Raw genomic sequence first — 17624 nt, 5'->3', positions numbered from 1 at the left:
TTGAGGGCTTGAGGGCTTGAGGGGTAGTGGTATTTCGTTAGATTCGACTATTCAGGCAATTTTCTTTCAGCCTTGTGCAGGTAGGGGAAAATGATCTTCCTTCGATGACGAGCTATCTGTGCCTCCATAACGCATCCGCGTCGTAGCTAGTTACCGCTCCTGCTACGCTCGATTCCGATAGCCCACAAGCACCTAAGTCGCCAGCCACACATTCCTTTTTTAGCGCGGTGACCGTGATCCGCATCATGCCGCCGCTCAAGTAGTGCCGCTCGCTTGACGACCACCACGCACGCCTTTAATGTCCCGGCGCGTCCATCCGGGCAAATCTCAAAAGGAGTTGTAATGAACACGATTTCACTGTGCACCGGCGCCTTGCTCGGGCTTTTCATGGTTGGTTGCGCTGTGCAGGACAAGCTCGACACCAGTCGCCTGACCCGTTTCGATGAGTACCACGCCAACCTTGAGGCCAATGGTGCGCGCTATACCCTCGATGCCTACATCATTCCGTTCTACCAGCCGTTTTTCATCACCGTCGAGCGTGACGATGGCAAGCCGATGGAGCTCGCCGAAGCGGCTGCGGTCGCCCAGCCGTATATCGTACCGCGCGGCTGTACCCAGCCTGCCGCGCGGCGTCCTGATCTGGACCGCAGCAATGCGGCCAAGACCCAATGGATCGTCGGCATCGAATGCTGACACTGGGCGCACCAACTCCCTGCAGCAGAATCTGATTGCAGTCCCTATCGCTGCAAAAACGCAGGCGGCATGGGTGTAGGGCAGATCTGGTGTGCCAGCGCGCGACAGGAGAACTTTTCGATCCGATGCAGCAAGCCTGTCTGCTTATGCCTAACCTTCGTCTCAAGACTTCTCATACAGACCCTAAAGCTCGGTAGCGCTCGAAACTAACTCCACCTGGGATCCCCACGGCGTCAAGAAGTACATCCACTGCACACCATCAGCATTGGTGATCGGCTCATTCAGGATCGTCAGGCCCTTGTCTTTGATGATCGACAAGCTGCGTGTCATGTCCGCGGTTTTGAGTGCGAAGTGGCTTGCGCCGATGTCATCCCCGTGCGGATGGGCATGACTGATTTGGGTGCCACGATACTGGAATAGCTCGATCTTGGCCCCGCCAGTCAATTCCAGCATTACGAAGCGTTGCAACTCACTGGATTGATGCCAGCGGAACTGTGTTTTCCAGGCTGGAGGGACGTTGCCCGGCTTGATGTCCGAGATGACTTTGGCACCGGTCAGGTCGGAAAAGAAGCCAACGGCCGCGTCGATATCCGGTACGTTCATGCCGACGTGATCGATTAGCGACACCTGAAGCGTGTTGTGGAGCGGGGTGCTGGTAACGCCAGCATGGGCCTGCGAGGCGAGGGCTACGGATAGTGCAATCAAGGCGGTCTTTACGGTTTTCATGGTGAGTGTTTGCTCGATTGATCAGGGAGGCGAGCAGCCCAAAGGACTGCTCTGCTGGGTATCAGATCTGGGCTTGGCCGCCGTCGACGAACAACTCGGCGCCATTGACGAAGCTTGCATCACTGGACGCCAGGAACAGCGCGGCCTTGGCGATTTCTTCCGGCTCCCCGACGCGGCCAAGGGGAATCTGCGAGGCCAGGTAATCGAGCAGGCCTTGCTGTTGCGCGGCGTCGGGGCCGGCGAGGTCGACCAGGCCTGGGGTACGGGTGGCGCCGGGGCTGATCGTGTTGACCCGCACATTGCGGTCTTTGAGGTCCAGAATCCAGTTACGGGCGAAAGCCCGTACAGCTGCCTTGGAGGCGGCGTACACACTGAACGCTGCGGTGCCGCTGCTGGCGGCGGTGGAGCCGGTAAGGATCACCGAGGCTTGGGGGGCTAGCAGTGGCAACGCCTGTTGCACGGTGAACAGCGTACCTTTGACGTTGCGATCAAACGTGTCGTGGTACTGCGCCTCGGTGATCTCGCCTAGTGGCAACATCGAGCCACCGCCGGCGTTGGCGAACAGTACGTCGATGCGGCCTTGTTCAGCCTCCACCCGTTGGTAAAACGCCTCCAGTTGCTCCAGGTTCGAGGAATCCACCTGCACGCCGGTGGCGTTGCCAATATGTGCGACGGCGGCGTCTAGTTCGGCCTGGCGGCGGCCGGTGATGTAGAGGGTAGCGCCTTCGCTGGCGAAGAGCTTGGCAGTGGCCAGGCCGATGCCGCTGGTGCCGCCGGTGACGATTGCGATTTTGCCTTCGAGTTTGCCGTTCATGTTGTGCTTCTCCGAGTAGGTTGTTTGCTGCGATGGGAGAAGCTTATCGACGAGCCGAAGAATTCAAAATAGAATCGCTTGAAACTTATCATTGCAGAAATGAAATGAGCAAACTTCCCGATTTCGAAGGCTTGGCCATGTTCGCCAAGGTGGCAGAAGAAGGTTCCTTCGCTGCGGCGGCGCGGGTCATGGGTGTATCGGTACCGACGGTGTCGCGCGCGGTCGCACGGCTGGAAGAGCGGCTGGGCGGGCGCCTGTTCAATCGCACCTCACGGCAGTTGTCATTGACCGAGTTCGGTCACAGCATGGCCGGCAAGGCGGGCGAGATCTATCGCCAGGCTGAGGAGGTCGAAGGCGAGGCCATGGAGCTGTCGGTGCAGCCGCGCGGGCAGGTTCGGCTGGCGGTGCCGATGTCGTTCGGGTTGCGCTGGGTGGCGCCGTTGCTGCCCAAACTGATCCGTCAGTACCCTGAGCTGTCCATCGACCTGCACCTGTCCGATGCTTCGGTGGACCTGGTCGCTGAAGGTTTCGACGCGGCGTTGCGGATTGCCGCGCTGCCCGATTCGTCTCTGGTGGCCAGGCGGCTTTGCGCCGTCACTCAGTTTCTGGTGGCTTCGCCTGCTTATCTGCAGCAGCACGGTCGCCCGCAACACCCGAGAGACTTGGCGAACGTGCCCTGCCTGAGCTACGCCTATCGCGCCCGTACCCAGGTGTGGCGCTTCACCGATGCATCCGGAACTGAAGAAGATGTGGTGCCGAACGGTCCGCTGCGAGTCACCAATTCCGATGCCATGCTGCCGGTATTGCTCGAAGGCCTGGCCATTTCCGAACTGCCAGAATTCATTGCCAGTGAATACCTGGCTGATGGCCGTCTAGAGCGGTTGTTGCCTGAGTGGAGCATGACCCGGGGCGGGCTGTACTTCGTAACACCCTCAGCGCGCACACGCCCGGCGAAGATCAGGGCGCTGTCCGATTTCTTCCAGGAGCACCTGTCCGACCCGAGTTGGCGTTGGGATGCGCGATTGTTTTCATAAATGAAACGATGGGTTTCAATCTTTGCCATTTTCGTGGGTTTCATGGCTGGTTAATGTAGTCCGCATGTTCGGCGATCCCGCGCCGCGACCTGTAGTCCATGAGGACGATGACCATGAAAAATGCCGTGCAATTGTTCCAGCAATACCTAGACACTATCCAGGATCCACGCACCGCCGCTGCGCTTTTCGCCGACGACGGCGCGCTGGAAATCCCCTATCTCAAATCCCTGGGTATCCCTGACCGTGCCCAAGGGCCGCAGCAGATCGAAGCCTTCATCGCAGCGCTGTTGGCAAAAGTGCCAGACTTCAAGTTTCGCTGCATTCGCTTTCTGATCGACACCCCGGATCAGGCGTTCGCCGAATACGATGTGGAAGCACCCGTGCCGGCCACCGGACGGATCTACCAACAGTCCTATGCCGGGCGCCTGGTGGCGCGCGACGGCAAGATCCAGTTGCTGCGCGAATCCATGAACACCGTTGCTGCCGCCACCGCATTCGCCCCGCGCGATCCTGCCTGAACACCGTCGAATCCCAGGAGAATACCTATGCAAGCCACCCACATCGCTGCAACGTCCGACCACGACAAGACACAACCTACACAGATTCTGGTCAGCGCCTATTACCGCGTTCATCCCGATGATCGCCAGACTTTCATCGACGCCGTTGTCCCGGAAATGCTCGCTGCGCAGAAACTCCCAGGCTGCATCTACTACGCATTTGCCCAGGATCTGACCAATCCGAATACTTTTCACCTCACAGAGGGATGGGCTGATGAGCAGGCGTATGAACGCCATGAGCACTCGGCCACTTTCCTCCACGCGCTCGCCACGGTGGTGAAGAACGTGCGGATACTGAGCCGGGAAGGCATTCGCTATGACGTGGCTAAACAACACATCGACGACCCTCGTGGAAAAGTACGATAAGTCAAATTCTGAACGTCATTTGGAAGGTGCGGATCAGCCCCACAGGGCCGCTCTTACACTGGGTGGTGAGGCTTGCGGGGCTCAGTCCACCCACCGCCACAGCGGCTCATCCAGCAACCCGACCCCGCGCAACTGCGTCTGCCCCTGATCCTTTTCAAGCTCCAGCACATTGCACCCTTCACACGCCGTCAGCGCGTCGATCAGCGGCCTGCTGTGCGACACCACCCACACCTGGCTACGCTGCGACGCGCGGATGATCAAGCGCGCTAGCGCCGGCAGCAGATCTGCATGCAGGCTGGTTTCCGGCTCGTTGAGCACCATCAGTGACGGTGGTCGGGGCGTCAACAGGGCTGCCATCAGCAACAGGTAACGCAAGGTGCCGTCCGACAGCTCCGTCCCGCCCAGGGGCCGCAGCAGCCCGTGCTGGTAAAGCCTTACGCTGAACAGCCCGCCGGGTGGTGCATCGATCTCCAGGCGGCTACCGGGAAATGCGTCATCCAGCGCGGCAACCAGGTCTTCGACGTCACCAATCTCGATGATGGTCTGCAGCGCCGAGGCGAGATTGCGGCCGTCGTGGTGCAGTACGGGCGAGCGGGTGCCGAGCTGTGGCTGGCGGCAGGGGGCGTCGCGATCGATGCGGAAGTGATCGTAGAAGCGCCAGCTGTTGATGAACGCGCGCAGCTCGCCGATCTCCGGGGCCTGGCGGGGGCGGCCGACGATGTTGAAGAAGCTTTCGCTGCTGTCGGCATGCTGGTCGAGTACGGACCAGCTGGTGCCTTCGCGGGCACGTACCAGGGCGTTCTTGCGCTCGACCAGCAGTGACGTGGGGCGGTAGGCGCCGGCGCCCCAGATGGCTTCGCACTTGATCTCGGGGTCGAGCATGAAGGCGCTCGGGTAGGGCAACGGGATGGGTAGGCCGAGAGAGATGGCGAAGCCGAAATCCTCGGTGGCGAACCCGAGGCGCAGGCGTCTGACGTCGGTCGGGTGCTGGCCTTGGATGGGCACTTCACCGCGCTTCATGCGGGCGCTGGTTTCCGGGCCGGCCCACCAGGTCGAGTCCAGGCCGCCTTCGCGGGCGAGGGCTTCGATCACGCCGCCTTGGGCGGTTTCAGCCAGTAGGCGCAGGGCTTTGTACAGGTTGGATTTGCCGCTGCCGTTTGCGCCGGTCACCAGGTTGAGCTGGCCTAGCGGCATGACGAGGTGCTTGATCGAGCGGTAGTTGCCGATGGCGAGGGTGGTGAGCACGCGGGGCGTCCTGGCTTGGGCATGAGGGGCGATTGTCACCGATGCTGGGTGGGGTTGCCAGCCGCCGGGTGCTCGGGGTTGGTGGGTGATGTGAGTCCGTCTGTATCGGTGATGGGGATGGCACCGGCTTTGCCGGTGATCGCGGGACGAGCCCGCTCCTACAGAGACCGTGCATCTGAGGGAGCGGGCCGCGCCTGTGCCATTCGTCTCAAGCGCCTGGTTCGTGTGCCAGACGTTTGAGCAGCGCTTGCGCCGCCGCCTCGGACGACGCCGGATTCTGGCCGGTGATCAGATTGCCATCCTCGACCACGTAGCTCGCCCAATCGGCCGCCTTCGAGTACTCACCACCGTTGGCCTTGAGCATATCCTCCACCAGAAACGGCACCACATCGGTCAACCCGACAGCCTCTTCCTCGCTGTTGGTGAAACCGGTGACGCGCTTGCCTTTCACAACCGACTCGCCATCCGCTGCCTTGACCTGCTTGAACACCCCCGGTGCATGGCATACCGCAGCGATGGGTTTGTTCGAGGCGTACAGGGCCTCGAGCAGGGTGATTGAATCCTTGTCCTCGGCCAGGTCCCACAGCGGCCCATGACCACCTGGATAGAACACGGCGTCGAAGTCGTAAGGGTCGATTTCTCCCAACGGAATGGTGTCGGCCAGAGCGATCTGCGCTTCGGTGTCTTGCTGGAAGCGGCGGGTGGCGGCGGTCTGGGCGTCGGGCTGGTCGCTCTTCGGGTCCAGCGGTGGCTGGCCGCCTTTGGGGGAGGCGAGGGTGATCTGCGCGCCAGCGTCGATGAACACGTAGTAAGGGGCGGCAAACTCCTCCAGCCAGAAGCCGGTTTTCTTGCCGGTGTTACCGAGCTGGTCGTGGGATGTCAGCACCATCAGGATCTTTTTCATACAGGACAAGCCTCCGGATCTTCATGGGCAGCGCGCCTTTCGCCCTGCGTTAGTGTGGGAGGCCCAAGACCGACAGATGTTCCATCGGGTGATTTCACAACGTTTCACAGGCGCGATCCGCCCAATGATCACGGGCGTGCAACTGCGAAAAGCGGCTGATCGCCAGCACAGCTGTCATCGTTCAGTCATCTCGCTGCTTTTCCCTGCACTCACACACCTCGGGCCCGCCAACCCGGCAGCCACCTTCAGGGAGAACGCGCATGTCAGCTCCGGTCACCAACGCCCTCGATATCAAGACGCTCACCAAGAAGGACGCCAGTGCCGACTGGGGCGATGCGGTCGATCGTGCCAAGGCCAAGGACGCCGGCATCGAATGGCAGCGCCCGAAGGACGACAACCGTTCCGCACAGGAAATCATCGACGACAGTCCGCTGTTGAAGAACCTTGGCAACCAGAGCGGGGTGAAGGACAAGCTGCGCGAGCGGGTCGGAGATTTCGAGCACGACGCCGATGCGGCCTACCGCGCCACCCAGGTACTGGACCACATCGAGCGCTTCGACGAGGGTGGCTCGCGACTGGTCGGTGGCGATATCGACAACGGCAAGGTCGATGGTTTCACCAAGGGCGGTGATGCCAAGCACGGCACCGAGGCCGGGCGCTTGCAGGACTTCGGCAAGTACGGTTGGGAAAACCTGAAGGGTGAGCTCAAGCACATCGAGGCGGCCAACGATGACCCCGAGGCACGCAGCAAGGCCGAGGCAGCGGGTATCCGGTGGGAGCGCCCCGAAGGCGACGAACGTTCGGCGCAGCAGATCATCGACGACAGCCCACTGCTCAAGAACCTGGGTAACCAGAGCGGGGTCAAGGACATGCTCAAGGAGCAGGTCGGCGACTTCGAGCACGATGCCGATGCGGCCTACCGCGCGACCCAGGTGCTGGACCACGTGGTGCGCTATGACGAGAACGGCGAGCGCCTGGCCGGCAAGGATGTCGACAACACCAGCATCGACGGTTTCACCAAGGGCGGCGATGCCAGGCATGGCACCGAAGCCGGGCGCCTGCAGGATTTCGGCAAGTACGGGTTCGAGAGCCTCAAGGGCGAGCTGCAGCATGTCGACGACGTGGGCAAGGATGACAAGCGTCGCGAGGCGGCAGAAAAGGCCGGCATCGTCTGGGAGCTTCCCGAGGACGACAAGCGTTCGGCGCAGGACATCATCGATGACAACCCGCTGCTCAAGAACCTCGGCAACCAGAGCGGGGTGAAGGATGCGCTGAAGGAGCAGGTCGGCGATTTCGACAAGGATCCCAACGCCGCCTTCCGGGCCAGCCAGGTGCTCGACCGAGTAGTGGGCTATGACGAGGACGGCAAGGCGCTCACCGGCAAGGATGTGGCCAACAGCAGTGTCGATGGCTTCACCAAGAGCGGCGAGGCGCGTCACGGCACCGAGGCCGGGCGCCTGCAGGACTTCGGCAAGTTCGGTTTCGAGTCGCTGGCCAAGCCGCCGGCCAACGACGAGATCGGCAGCTACAAGGCGTTCCTGAAGACCAACCCGGACGCTGACGCAGGCTCCAGGCAGATCGCCCAGTATGGCGCCATCTTCGATGCCAAGTACGATTCGATCCGCGGCAAGACTGGCGCCGATGGCGCAGTCACCGCAGACAACATCAAGGACTACCTCAAGCAGAATCCGCAACTGAGCAAGCAGGAGCAAGAAGCGCTGAACTTCTTCGCCCAGCCAGGTGCGTTCCGCAAGGTCGATACCGCCAGCAACAACATTGGCGACAAGCCTGACGGCAAGGTCAGTCGCGAGGACGTGCAGAGCTGGCTGAAGAGCGGCTCACCCACCGATGCCCAGGGGCTGGCCAGCCTGATCACCGATGTCGCCGCCGGCAATGTCACCGGCAAGGTCGACACCCGCAAGCTGGGCGAGGATGTCTTCGTGCATCCGGAAAACTACATCGCCGAGGAAAAGGCCGCCGTACTGCTGGACCTGCAGGAGGCGCAGAAGCTGGTGGTCGATGGCGCCAATGCCGGGGTGTGGAACAGCGACTACGGCAAGGTCGCCATCGCCAACCGTTCCGGTGCGATCTGGGAGCCGCAAAAGCTGCTGGAAGACATCAACGACCATATGGCCATCCTGCAGAACGACAAGGAAACCGCCGACTATCTCAAGAGCGCGGGTGATGAGGCAGTGAAGACGCTGTTCGAGGAAAACCCGGGGCTCAAGGACGCCGTCAGCAAGACCTACGAAGACGAGGTCAAGTCCGGCAAGGCGCTGGACGTTGCCTGGGACGCCAACACCAAGGATGGCAAGACCGACCAGCACACTGCACTGGCCAGCTTCTATGCCACCGCCACCAGCCTGCAGTCGATCCTCGGTATCGACGACGCCAAGGCGATCCAGGGCGCGGTCGGCAAGTCGTCGCACAATGAAGATTTCAAGACCTTCTACAAGGATCAGCTGGCCACCGGCGAACGCATGCGCGAACTGCTCAAGGACAACTCGCCCGAGCAGGCCGCCTCGGAGTTCAGCCTGGAGGTGGCGCTCTACAACTCGGCGCTCGATCCGCAGTTCACCGCCCAGTACGACAAGCAGCTCAACGACAACTTCTCCACCATCACCCAGGAGAACCTGTTCAAGGACGCCACCTTCGACGACCTCAAGACCGCGTTCGGCAAGGGTGGTGGCGAAGAGCTGGACGAGGACAAGGTGCGCAAGCTGATCGACCAGATGCGCGATGAGAGCCCCGAGCTGTTGCTCAACCAGGATGGCACGGTGGCCACTACCGACCAGGTGCTGGCGGGCTTCCGTGGCAACTGGGACCTGTTCCGCCAGGGCACCAAGGCCCTGGACAAGATGGGCAAGCTGTCGGACTTCGACCCCAACGGCAACGCCAAGGGCGCTTACGGCAGTGGCGTGCTGCACGGGGTGAGCGGGCTGTTCCTGGCCGGTGTCACCATCGCTCGCGGCGCGCAGAGCGGCGGCAAGCTCACCGATCGCAACATCGTCGACATCACCACCGGGTCGGTGCAGACCACCACGGTGCTGATCGAGGGCGGTTCCAAGGGTTACCAGGAGCACTTGACCAAGGCGATCAAGAACGGTGAGCAGACGCTGACCGACATGAAGGATGGCAAGGTGATGCTCGACCTGCTCGATGAGGTCAAGGCCAACGTCAAGGATGGCAAGCACGCCAAGGTGGTGGCGAAGAACTTCGAGGAAGCTGCCAAAGGCATCGGCGGGCTGGCCGGTATCGTGGCCGGGGCCTATGGCATCTTCGATGGTGTGAACGCGCTGCGTCGTGGCGACAAGCTGGCCGGTGGCTTCGGCATCACTGCCGGCTCGCTGGGCGTGCTGGCGGGCAGTGCCTCGGCGGTGGAGGGCGGACTCGGCCTGCTCGGCGCCAACCTGCCACGCTTCCTTCCGGGCCTGGCGGCCACGGCTGGGGTGCTGGGGTTCCTTGGCGCGGGCGTGGCGGTGCTGGCAGCGATCATCCCGGGCCTGGTCAAGGAAGGGCAGGAGCAGGTCAAGTCGGACAAGTTCGGCTCGTTGCTGGGCGATTCGATCGAGCGCTACGGCATCGACGGGATCAAGGACGGCACCTTGGCCGATATCCCCACCGAGGACTGGCCGGGTGGTGAGGAGTGGACTTCCTGATGATGCGCCGTGGTCGGCGCATGCCTGCGGATTGCTACCGGCCTAGGGCCTATTTCGCGAACCTTCCTAATACGTCGTAGGGCATTTCCGGGGATACCATTTCCCCGGGTTTTGCCGTTGTGTGGCGCCGTCCGTGCTTCTACTCTCCTGGGGCCGGTCGCACATCGTCATCGCGTTTTCAGCCGACGGGCAGAGACACACGCCAGGTTCGCGTGAGTCGGGCTGGAACACGGACGAGGGTGTGCGACGGGCGCTTTTCAACCAACGCTGGGGGAGCCATGGACAACGACGACCAATCGAATAAGCGCGGGAGCCTGAAACTGGTCAGCGCACCCGCACGTATCCGCCGCGAGCCACGCATGGCCTGGGTCCAGGCGATACCCGGGCTGCCGCCGAAGGAAACGCTGATGGAAATTTCCACGCTGCTCGGCTGCGTGACCGAACTCACCCGACGAGCCATCGACAAACCCCAGGATGCCGAACCGCTCATGCGCGCCACCCATTACCTGTGCGGCATGAGCAAGGCGATGATCGACGGCCAACTGACCATCGTACGCGGTGAGGTGCCTGTCGAGGAGGGGGCCTAGCGATACCGCAAGCCGTCGATGCAGGACGCATCGGCAAGCAGACACCGGGATTCACGCGGGCAAGCGTGATAGATTCCCCGGCCTCGTAGTTGCAGACCATGGACAGGCCTCGAAATGAGCAGGACCTCGCAATCCGCTACATCCCGGGTGCGCCGCGTGCGCCCGACCTTCGCCCAGGTGTTTCGCAAGAACCTCAAGCGGGTGCTGACGCACTGGACGCCGTTCACCGTCACGCTGGTGTTCCTCGGGACCTTCCTCGGCAGCGTGAGCTTGTACATCTACACCCGGGCCATCGGTCGCGCCGACCTGTTCATGTCGGCGCTGGATTCCAAGTCATCACTCGCCGCCTGGATGTTCGTGGTCGTCGCGGTGATGTTCTCGCACCTGATCATCCTGATGGGCTCGTCGTGGCTCTACGGCACGGCGGTATCGCTGTTCGGCAGGGTGCGCTGGCTCACCCGCCATGTCGCGCTGTGGCTGGTGATCCCGTTGGCGGTGGGCTACGCCGCCTTCATCGTCCTGGGCTTCTTCTACCATCGAATGCTCAGCCCCGGCGTTGCCATGCTGTTGATCTCGGTAGCCACCGTGCTGGCGTTTGCCGCGCTGTTCTTCTCCCGGTCGTTCAGGTCGTTGTTCGTTCTCGCGGTGCCGAAGAACAAGGGCAAGGCCGATCGCTGGTTTCTTGGGATCTTTCTTTCGTTCACCCTGGTGTTCGCCGTCATCGCCAGTTCGTTGTCGATGCTGTTGATCATCGACACCTACGTCGGGCGGGATAACGAGGCGGCGGTGTCGTTCGTGGCAGGCTTTTCACTGTTCACGCTGCTGATGAGCCTGCTGCCTTCGATGTTGTACTTCGTGTTCAAGGGCGATATCTACCGCAAGTTCGCCGCAGGCATCGGCGGCGCCTTGCTGTTCTTCGTGATCTTCCTCACCACCGCGAAGGGCGCGATGTCGAGCATCACCTATTCGGTGGCCGGCAGTCTGGAAGTACGCCAGGGTTTCTCCCAGCGCTACGTGCTCGATCGCCAGGTGACACTGGCCGATATCGATCCGCTGCTCTGGCACAGCCGTCTGCGTCACGATGGCAAGGTGCAGGTCAGGGCCTACCAGCTGTTCGCCTTCGGTGACCTGCTGTTGCTGTGCCCGCACAGCCTGCTCGGGGCCAAGCTCCACCAACTCCCTGATTACACCCGCCTGTGCATCTTCACCCGCAGCAGTCAGGTGGAGCGCTTGCCGCCGCTGCTGTTGCCAATCGTGCAGCGCGAGCCGCAACGGGCGCAGTGGCAAGAGGCGGCGGAGCGGCGAATGGGCTGGGAGCAGATACGTGGGCAAATGCTGCAGGACAAGCGCTAGGCATGCGGCCTTTATCGGCCTGTCGCCGGTTCACTCGTAGCCTCGCCAATGCCCTGAGTCATGACCTCCTGCGCCGGCTGGCTGGCTACGTTGCGGTTGGCCACCCCGAACGGCACATGCACCATCGGCAGGTTACCGGCCGCCGAGAACAGGTGGCTGCGCTGGTCATCGAAGAACATGTGCGGCTTGAGAATGGACAACACACGGTCCTTCTCCATCCCACCCAGAAAGAACGATTCATCTGGCGAAACGCCCCAGTTTTTCAAGGTGGTCACCACACGCTCATGGGATGGTGCGTTGCGCGCTGTGACGATGGCAATGCGCAGAATGCGCTTGTAGTCAGGGTCTTGCGCAAGCTTCTGGTCTTCGAGGGTGCGAATGTGCGAGAGCTTGCGGTACAGGTCCGCCAGCGGCCCCGGCTGATGCGGGATGGCCTTGCGGGCGAACTCGTGGGCCTGGAAGTCATGGAGGTTGTTGTGCTGCTTGTAGACCGTCTCGGCTTCGTCGTCGGCGATCACGCCGTCGAAGTCGAAGGCCACGCGCAGCTCGGTGTCGATCTCGTCGTCGTAGATGCGTGTGGGCAGCACCAGGCCGGCAGGATAGTCGGCGTCGATGGCGCGTTGCACGTCTTCTTCGTTGGCGCTGAGGAACAGCGAAGCATTGAAGGCCGGGATGTACTCGTAGGGCGAGCGGCCAGACATGAAGGCCGCGCGGCTGATGTCCAGGTCGTAATGCGTGATAGAGCGAAACACCCGCAGCCCGGTTTCCGGCGAGTTGCGGGACAGCAGCACCACTTCAACCGGCAGTTGCCCCGGGAAGGCCTTGTTGATGCTCAGGAAGCGGCGGATGAACGGAAAGGCCACACCCCTGGGGAACGGATTGTCGAGGTTCGCTTCATGATGCTGGCGATAGGCTTCGACGCCTTCACTTTGATAGATGTCGTCGGACTCAGCGAGGTCGAACAGCGCACTGGAGGCAACGCCGACGACAAGTTTCTGTTCGATGGGGTAGGGCATGGAGAAGTCCTGAACCGATAGGCATCACCGAGACTTGGCGCGGTGCGGCCATGATTGTACTGCCATAAAAGGATAGCTGTGATGCTCAAGGTCTTCGTCAGCCCAAAGCGCTGGAAATCCCGCGGTGCGCAGGCGCAAGTCCGCCACCCAAAGGTGCACGCGTGCATCAAAATGAGATATAAAGCCCACAAATTTTCGCCCTGATCAGTAATTTATGTGCGTGTTGCACATTAATGGATATCGTTAAAGCCCAATTCCCAGTCTGAACATCGTCTTCCCTGGATCCGGCCCACTTATTGCTCCGCCAGCGCCAACCCCCCAACACTGGAACACTATAAAAATGAGCTCACCCGGCGAATTCCCCCTGACCGAAGCCCCCCAGCACGCCCGCAAGGGCCTGCTGCCGATTGCCATGGTCCTGTTCAGCTTCACCTTCTTCACCGGCACCATGTTCGCTGGCGGCAAGCTGGGCATGGCCTTCAATTTCGTCGACATGCTGTGGATTGCCACCATCGGCAACACCTTGCTGGCGATCTATGCGGCAACGCTCGCGTTCATCGCCTCGCGCAGTGGCCTGAACACGGTGCTGATGGGGCGTTTCTGTTTTGGTGAGTCGGGCAGCCGGCTCTCCGATTTTCTGCTGGGTTTCGCTGAGCTGGGCTGGTACGCCTGGGGCACGGCGACAGTGGCGATCGTGCTGGTCAAGCTGCTGGGGCTGGCCGAGGGCCTGACCATTCCGCTGATGGTGTTGTTCGGATTGGGCTTCAGCATCACTGCGATCATTGGCTTCAAGGGGCTGGATTGGCTGTCGCGGCTGTCGGTGCCCCTGATGTTCGTGCTACTGGTGATTTCGATGGTCATCGCCACCCGGCACGTGGGCGGTTTCGAAGGACTTATGGCCGTGGTGCCGCACGAGGCGATGAGCTTCTCGGCAGCGGTGACCATGGTCTTCGGCACCTTCGCCAGCGGCGCGACCCAGGCCACCAACTGGACACGCCTGTCGCGCAGTGGCCGGGTGGCGGTCACGGCCAGCGTCGTGGCGTTCCTGGTGGGCAACGGCCTGATGGTGGTGGCAGGCGCCTGGTGCGCGATGGTCTACCAGCAAGCCGACATCGTCGAAGTGATGATGCTGCAGGGCCTGTCGTTCGCCGCCGTGGTGATGCTGTGCCTGAACCTCTGGACGATTCAGGGCCCGACCATCTACAACGTCGCGGCGGCGACCTGCCATTTGGTGCGCAGCGAGCGTCGTCGTACAGCGACGCTGGTGGCGGCCGGCGTGGGCATCGTGCTGGCGATCGGTGGCATGTATGAATGGCTGATTCCATTCCTGGTGCTGCTGGGTTCGATCATTCCGCCGGTCGGTGGGGTGATCATGGCTGACTTCTGGTACCGCCACCGTGGCAAGTATCCGACCCTGGCTTCGGTCAGCCTGCCGCGCTACAACCGCGCCGGCCTATTCGCCTACGCAGTGGGGGCGGTGCTGGCCTACAGCTCGCCGTGGGTCGCCCCGCTGGTGGGTATCGGTGCTTCGGCGCTGTGCTACATCGTCCTGCTTGAAGTCGGTGCGCGCGTGCGCCCCGTGGCACAGGCCAAGCCGTGAGCCTGGCACTCGATGAGCTGCTGGGGCTGCCCGGTCTCGAAGAGATGACCGTGCGGGCCGGTGCACGCAACCTGCAGCGGCGGGTGCGCTGGCCTTACGTGGCGGAGAACGAAGGCATTGCCGAATGGGTGATGGGCGGCGAACTGGTGTTCGTCACCGGTATCAACCATCCGCGTGGCGAGGCCAACCTGCTGAGCCTGGTGGAGGATGGCGATGCTGTCGGCATTGCCGGCATGGTGATCCTCACCGGCGGCACCTTCATCCAGCACATCCCGGCGGCGGTGGTCGAGCGTGCCGAACAGTTGGGGCTGCCGCTGATCGAGCAGCCCTACGCCTTGAAGATGGTGGTGGTCACCCACCTGATCGGCACGGCGCTGGTGCAGATGGGCCAGGTGCGGCGCTCGCGTGACGACATTCTCGGCCAGCTGTTGACCGGCGACTACCCGAGCCTGGCCATTGCCCGCCAGCGCGCTGCACACCTGCAGCTGGCGCTGGACGAGCCCCGCCGTGTGGTCGCGCTGCGGCTGTCGGCGGTCGATGGCCTGTTCGAGCGGCATCGACCGGAGCAGGCCGAACGCCTGTGGCAGAACACCCGCCAGGCGCTCGAAGAGCAACTGGAGGCCTGGTGCCGCACGGTTGCGGGGGCGGTCATGGCGCAATTGCCAGGTGACCTCTTCGTGCTGCTGCTGCCCGACGCACCGGACTTGCGCCCAGCGCTCGCAGCCTTGTATCGGCAACTGGCCGAGGTGACCGGCGAGATGGCGCTGTTCATGGGCCTGTCGTGCCTGGCCGAAGACTGCGCCCACTACCGTCAAGCCTTGGGCGAGGCGCGCCAGGCTCTCGAAGTGGCACAGAACATGCGCCCGGCTACTGGCCTGTGCGATTTCAGCGAGCTGGGTGTGTTGCGCCTGCTGCAGGGGATTGCCGACCGTTCGCTAATCGACAACTTCGTCGCCCAGACCCTCGGCCCGCTGATCGAAGCCGGGCGCAAGCATCCCTACGCCCTGGTGCACACCCTCGATGTACTGCTCAAGGAAAACGGCAACGGCGCCCAGGCGGCGCAACGCCTGGGCGTACACCGCAACACCATCATCCAGCGTATTCAACGCATCGAGCAGTTGAGCGGACAGTCGCTCGATGACTCGCTTTTCCGCATGAATGCTTCCGTCGCGCTGCTGATCTGGCGCATGAGCGAAAGCCAAGGCAAGGAGTAACCCCATGAATATCATCAACGCCCGCCTGCGCGGCAAGACCGGCCTGTTCCGGATCGAGCTCGATGGCGATCGCATTGCCGCCATCGAACCCCAGAACGCGGCGGTTGCACTGAGCAACGCTGCGGACATCGATGCGGCGCAGAACCTGGTGATCCCGCCCTTCATCGAGCCGCACATCCACCTCGACGCCACCCTGACCGCCGGCGAGCCGCGCTGGAACATGAGCGGCACGCTGTTCGAGGGTATCGAGTGCTGGGCCGAGCGCAAGGCCATCACCACCCACGAAGACATCAAGGCCCGTGCCAAGAAGACCATTGGCGCATTGGTCGACCACGGCATCCAGCACGTGCGCACCCACGTCGATGTCACCGACCCGACGCTGGTGGCGCTCAAGGCGATGGTCGAGGTGCGCGAAGAGGTCCGGCACTTGGTCGACCTGCAGATCGTCGCCTTCCCCCAGGAGGGAATCGAGTCGTACGCCAACGGTCGCGAACTGATGACCGAAGCGGTCGCGCTGGGCGCCGATGTGGTCGGCGGCATTCCGCATTTCGAGAACACCCGTGACCAGGGTGTGTCGTCGGTCAAGTTCCTGATGGACCTGGCCGAGCGCACCGGTTGCCTGGTGGATGTGCACTGCGACGAAACCGATGACCCGCAGTCGCGCTTTCTCGAAGTACTCGCCGAAGAGGCGCGGGTGCGCAACATGGGCGAGCGCGTCACTGCCAGCCACACCGTGGCCATGGGCTCCTACGACAATGCCTACTGCTACAAGCTGTTCCGCCTGCTGAAGATGTCGGGCATCAACTTCGTGTCCTGCCCGACCGAGAGCATTCACCTGCAAGGGCGTTTCGACAACTTCCCGAAACGCCGTGGCGTGACCCGGGTGGCTGAGCTCGATCGCGCCGGCATGAACGTGTGCTTCGGTCAGGATTCGATCGTCGATCCGTGGTACCCGCTGGGTAATGGCAACATCCTGCGCATCCTCGAAGCGGGCCTGCACATCTGCCACATGCTCGGCTATGAAGACCTGCAGCGGGCGCTGGACCTGATCACCGACAACAGTGCGCGCACCCTGAACCTGGGCGAGCGCTACGGCATCGAAGTGGGGCGTCCGGCGAACCTGCTGGTGCTGTCGGCGCCGGATGACTACGAGATGATCCGTAGCCAGGGATATGCGCTGGTCTCGGTGCGTGGCGGCAAGGTGCTGATGCGTCGTACCCCGGCGCAGGTCGAGCGCTTCGCCTGAGGCGCTGTGTGGGGGCAACTGCTTGCCCCCACACATCACTGTTCACCCACTGCCTGCGGCAGGTGCCCGAGCGGCAATCCCGTCTGTTCCTTCACCGTGGTGATCGCAAAGTTGCTGCGGATGTCCGTCACCCCCGGCACCTTGAGCAGCGCCTCCATCAGAAACCGCTCATAGGCCCGCAGGTCCGGCACCACCACCTGCAGCAGAAAATCCGACTCGCCCGACACCAGGTGGCATGAGACCACTTCGCTCAACGCCGAGACCGCCTGGCGAAAGGCGGCCGACGATGCCTCGGTGTGCCGCTCCACCTTCACCCCAACGAATACCGTCAACCCCAGCCCCACGCCATCGCGGTCGATCTGTGCCTGATAGCCACGGATGATTCCGGCCTCTTCCAGCAGGCGTACGCGGCGCAGACACGGGGAGGGTGACAGGCCGACTTCCTCGGCCAGTTGCACATTGGTCAGGCGTGCGTCGCGCTGCAAGGCGGCAAGAATCCGGCGGTCAAGGTTGTCGAGTTTCATTTTTGGCATTTATCCGTTTCTTTGAAATCGTGATTGGCACGATATGCCAATAATCCTCTCGCGTGTAGTGAACTACGCAACGCACG

The 17624-nt window shown here is 62.4% G+C and carries 16 protein-coding genes; 10 read left to right on the top strand and 6 right to left on the bottom strand.

All coding sequences use genetic code 11. The annotated features are described in order from the left end of the window. The first annotated feature begins 342 nt into the window (after positions 1–342). The gene (locus ACMGGG_RS13725; RefSeq protein WP_414155683.1) at positions 343–693 is read left to right on the top strand and encodes a hypothetical protein; all 351 of its coding nucleotides are present in this window, start codon (positions 343–345) and stop codon (positions 691–693) included. Positions 694–876: 183 nt separating this feature from the next. On the opposite strand, the gene ACMGGG_RS13720 is transcribed toward ACMGGG_RS13725, so the two are convergent. Continuing rightward, the gene (locus tag ACMGGG_RS13720; protein WP_402758611.1) at positions 877–1419 is read right to left on the bottom strand and encodes a VOC family protein; all 543 of its coding nucleotides are present in this window, start codon (positions 1417–1419) and stop codon (positions 877–879) included. Between the two features lie 61 nt (positions 1420–1480). After that, on the bottom strand, positions 1481–2233 hold the full coding sequence (locus ACMGGG_RS13715) for an SDR family NAD(P)-dependent oxidoreductase (RefSeq protein WP_414155682.1): 753 nt from the start codon (positions 2231–2233) through the stop codon (positions 1481–1483). Positions 2234–2337: 104 nt separating this feature from the next. On the opposite strand from ACMGGG_RS13715, the gene ACMGGG_RS13710 reads away from it, so the two are divergent. From ACMGGG_RS13710 to ACMGGG_RS13700, 3 genes are all read left to right on the top strand, one after another. Further along, the gene (locus ACMGGG_RS13710) at positions 2338–3267 is read left to right on the top strand and encodes a LysR family transcriptional regulator (protein WP_414155681.1); all 930 of its coding nucleotides are present in this window, start codon (positions 2338–2340) and stop codon (positions 3265–3267) included. Positions 3268–3380: 113 nt separating this feature from the next. Continuing rightward, complete coding sequence (locus ACMGGG_RS13705) at positions 3381–3785, top strand: nuclear transport factor 2 family protein (protein ID WP_414155680.1); 405 nt, start codon at positions 3381–3383, stop codon at positions 3783–3785. A 27-nt stretch (positions 3786–3812) separates the two neighbouring features. Continuing rightward, positions 3813–4190 carry a putative quinol monooxygenase gene (locus tag ACMGGG_RS13700; RefSeq protein WP_414155679.1) on the top strand — a complete coding sequence of 126 codons (378 nt, stop codon included), beginning with the start codon at positions 3813–3815 and terminating at the stop codon, positions 4188–4190. An 81-nt stretch (positions 4191–4271) separates the two neighbouring features. Here the strand turns inward: ACMGGG_RS13700 and ACMGGG_RS13695 are convergent, their stop codons facing one another. Together ACMGGG_RS13695 and ACMGGG_RS13690 are read right to left on the bottom strand one after the other, a co-directional pair. Then, positions 4272–5435, bottom strand: coding sequence for an AAA family ATPase (locus ACMGGG_RS13695; protein WP_414155678.1), 1164 nt, complete (start codon positions 5433–5435; stop codon positions 4272–4274). A gap of 208 nt (positions 5436–5643) precedes the next feature. Further along, positions 5644–6339 (bottom strand): type 1 glutamine amidotransferase domain-containing protein, encoded by a 696-nt coding sequence (locus tag ACMGGG_RS13690; RefSeq protein ID WP_414155677.1) that lies wholly within the window; start codon positions 6337–6339, stop codon positions 5644–5646. Between the two features lie 260 nt (positions 6340–6599). Here ACMGGG_RS13690 and ACMGGG_RS13685 point away from each other — a divergent pair, with 260 nt between their 5' ends. The 3 genes from ACMGGG_RS13685 (at position 6600) to ACMGGG_RS13675 (ending at position 11938) form a co-directional block, all read left to right on the top strand. Continuing rightward, entirely contained in the window at positions 6600–9998 is a 3399-nt protein-coding gene (locus tag ACMGGG_RS13685; protein WP_414155676.1) for a type III effector HrpK domain-containing protein, read from the top strand. Between the two features lie 278 nt (positions 9999–10276). Further along, entirely contained in the window at positions 10277–10585 is a 309-nt protein-coding gene (locus tag ACMGGG_RS13680) for a DUF3077 domain-containing protein (RefSeq protein ID WP_054892041.1), read from the top strand. 114 nt (positions 10586–10699) lie between these two features. Continuing rightward, a complete protein-coding gene (locus tag ACMGGG_RS13675) occupies positions 10700–11938 on the top strand; it encodes a hypothetical protein (RefSeq protein WP_414155675.1) in 1239 nt (412 codons plus the stop codon). Between the two features lie 11 nt (positions 11939–11949). Here ACMGGG_RS13675 and ACMGGG_RS13670 read toward each other — a convergent pair whose 3' ends face one another. Then, on the bottom strand, positions 11950–12954 hold the full coding sequence (locus tag ACMGGG_RS13670; RefSeq protein ID WP_414155674.1) for a 5'-nucleotidase: 1005 nt from the start codon (positions 12952–12954) through the stop codon (positions 11950–11952). Between the two features lie 340 nt (positions 12955–13294). Between ACMGGG_RS13670 and codB the strand changes: the two genes are divergently transcribed. Genes codB through codA form a run of 3 tightly spaced genes read left to right on the top strand, consistent with a single transcriptional unit; the run spans position 13295 to position 17014 of the window. Then, entirely contained in the window at positions 13295–14554 is a 1260-nt protein-coding gene (gene codB / locus ACMGGG_RS13665) for a cytosine permease (RefSeq protein ID WP_054892038.1), read from the top strand. After that, the gene (locus tag ACMGGG_RS13660) at positions 14551–15768 is read left to right on the top strand and encodes a PucR family transcriptional regulator (RefSeq protein WP_054892037.1); all 1218 of its coding nucleotides are present in this window, start codon (positions 14551–14553) and stop codon (positions 15766–15768) included. Before codB ends, ACMGGG_RS13660 begins: the two co-directional genes overlap by 4 nt. A gap of 4 nt (positions 15769–15772) precedes the next feature. Then, positions 15773–17014 (top strand): cytosine deaminase, encoded by a 1242-nt coding sequence (gene codA / locus ACMGGG_RS13655; protein WP_063545293.1) that lies wholly within the window; start codon positions 15773–15775, stop codon positions 17012–17014. Between the two features lie 35 nt (positions 17015–17049). On the opposite strand, the gene ACMGGG_RS13650 is transcribed toward codA, so the two are convergent. Continuing rightward, positions 17050–17538, bottom strand: coding sequence for an Lrp/AsnC family transcriptional regulator (locus ACMGGG_RS13650; RefSeq protein WP_063545292.1), 489 nt, complete (start codon positions 17536–17538; stop codon positions 17050–17052). Between the last annotated feature and the right edge of the window lie 86 nt (positions 17539–17624).

It is taken from the genome of Pseudomonas sp. BNK-44-b (genome assembly GCF_047456245.1).
Taxonomy (GTDB): domain Bacteria; phylum Pseudomonadota; class Gammaproteobacteria; order Pseudomonadales; family Pseudomonadaceae; genus Aquipseudomonas; species Aquipseudomonas machongensis.
Note: the sequence above shows the minus strand (reverse complement) of the source record. Positions and strands in the feature narration are given on the sequence as shown.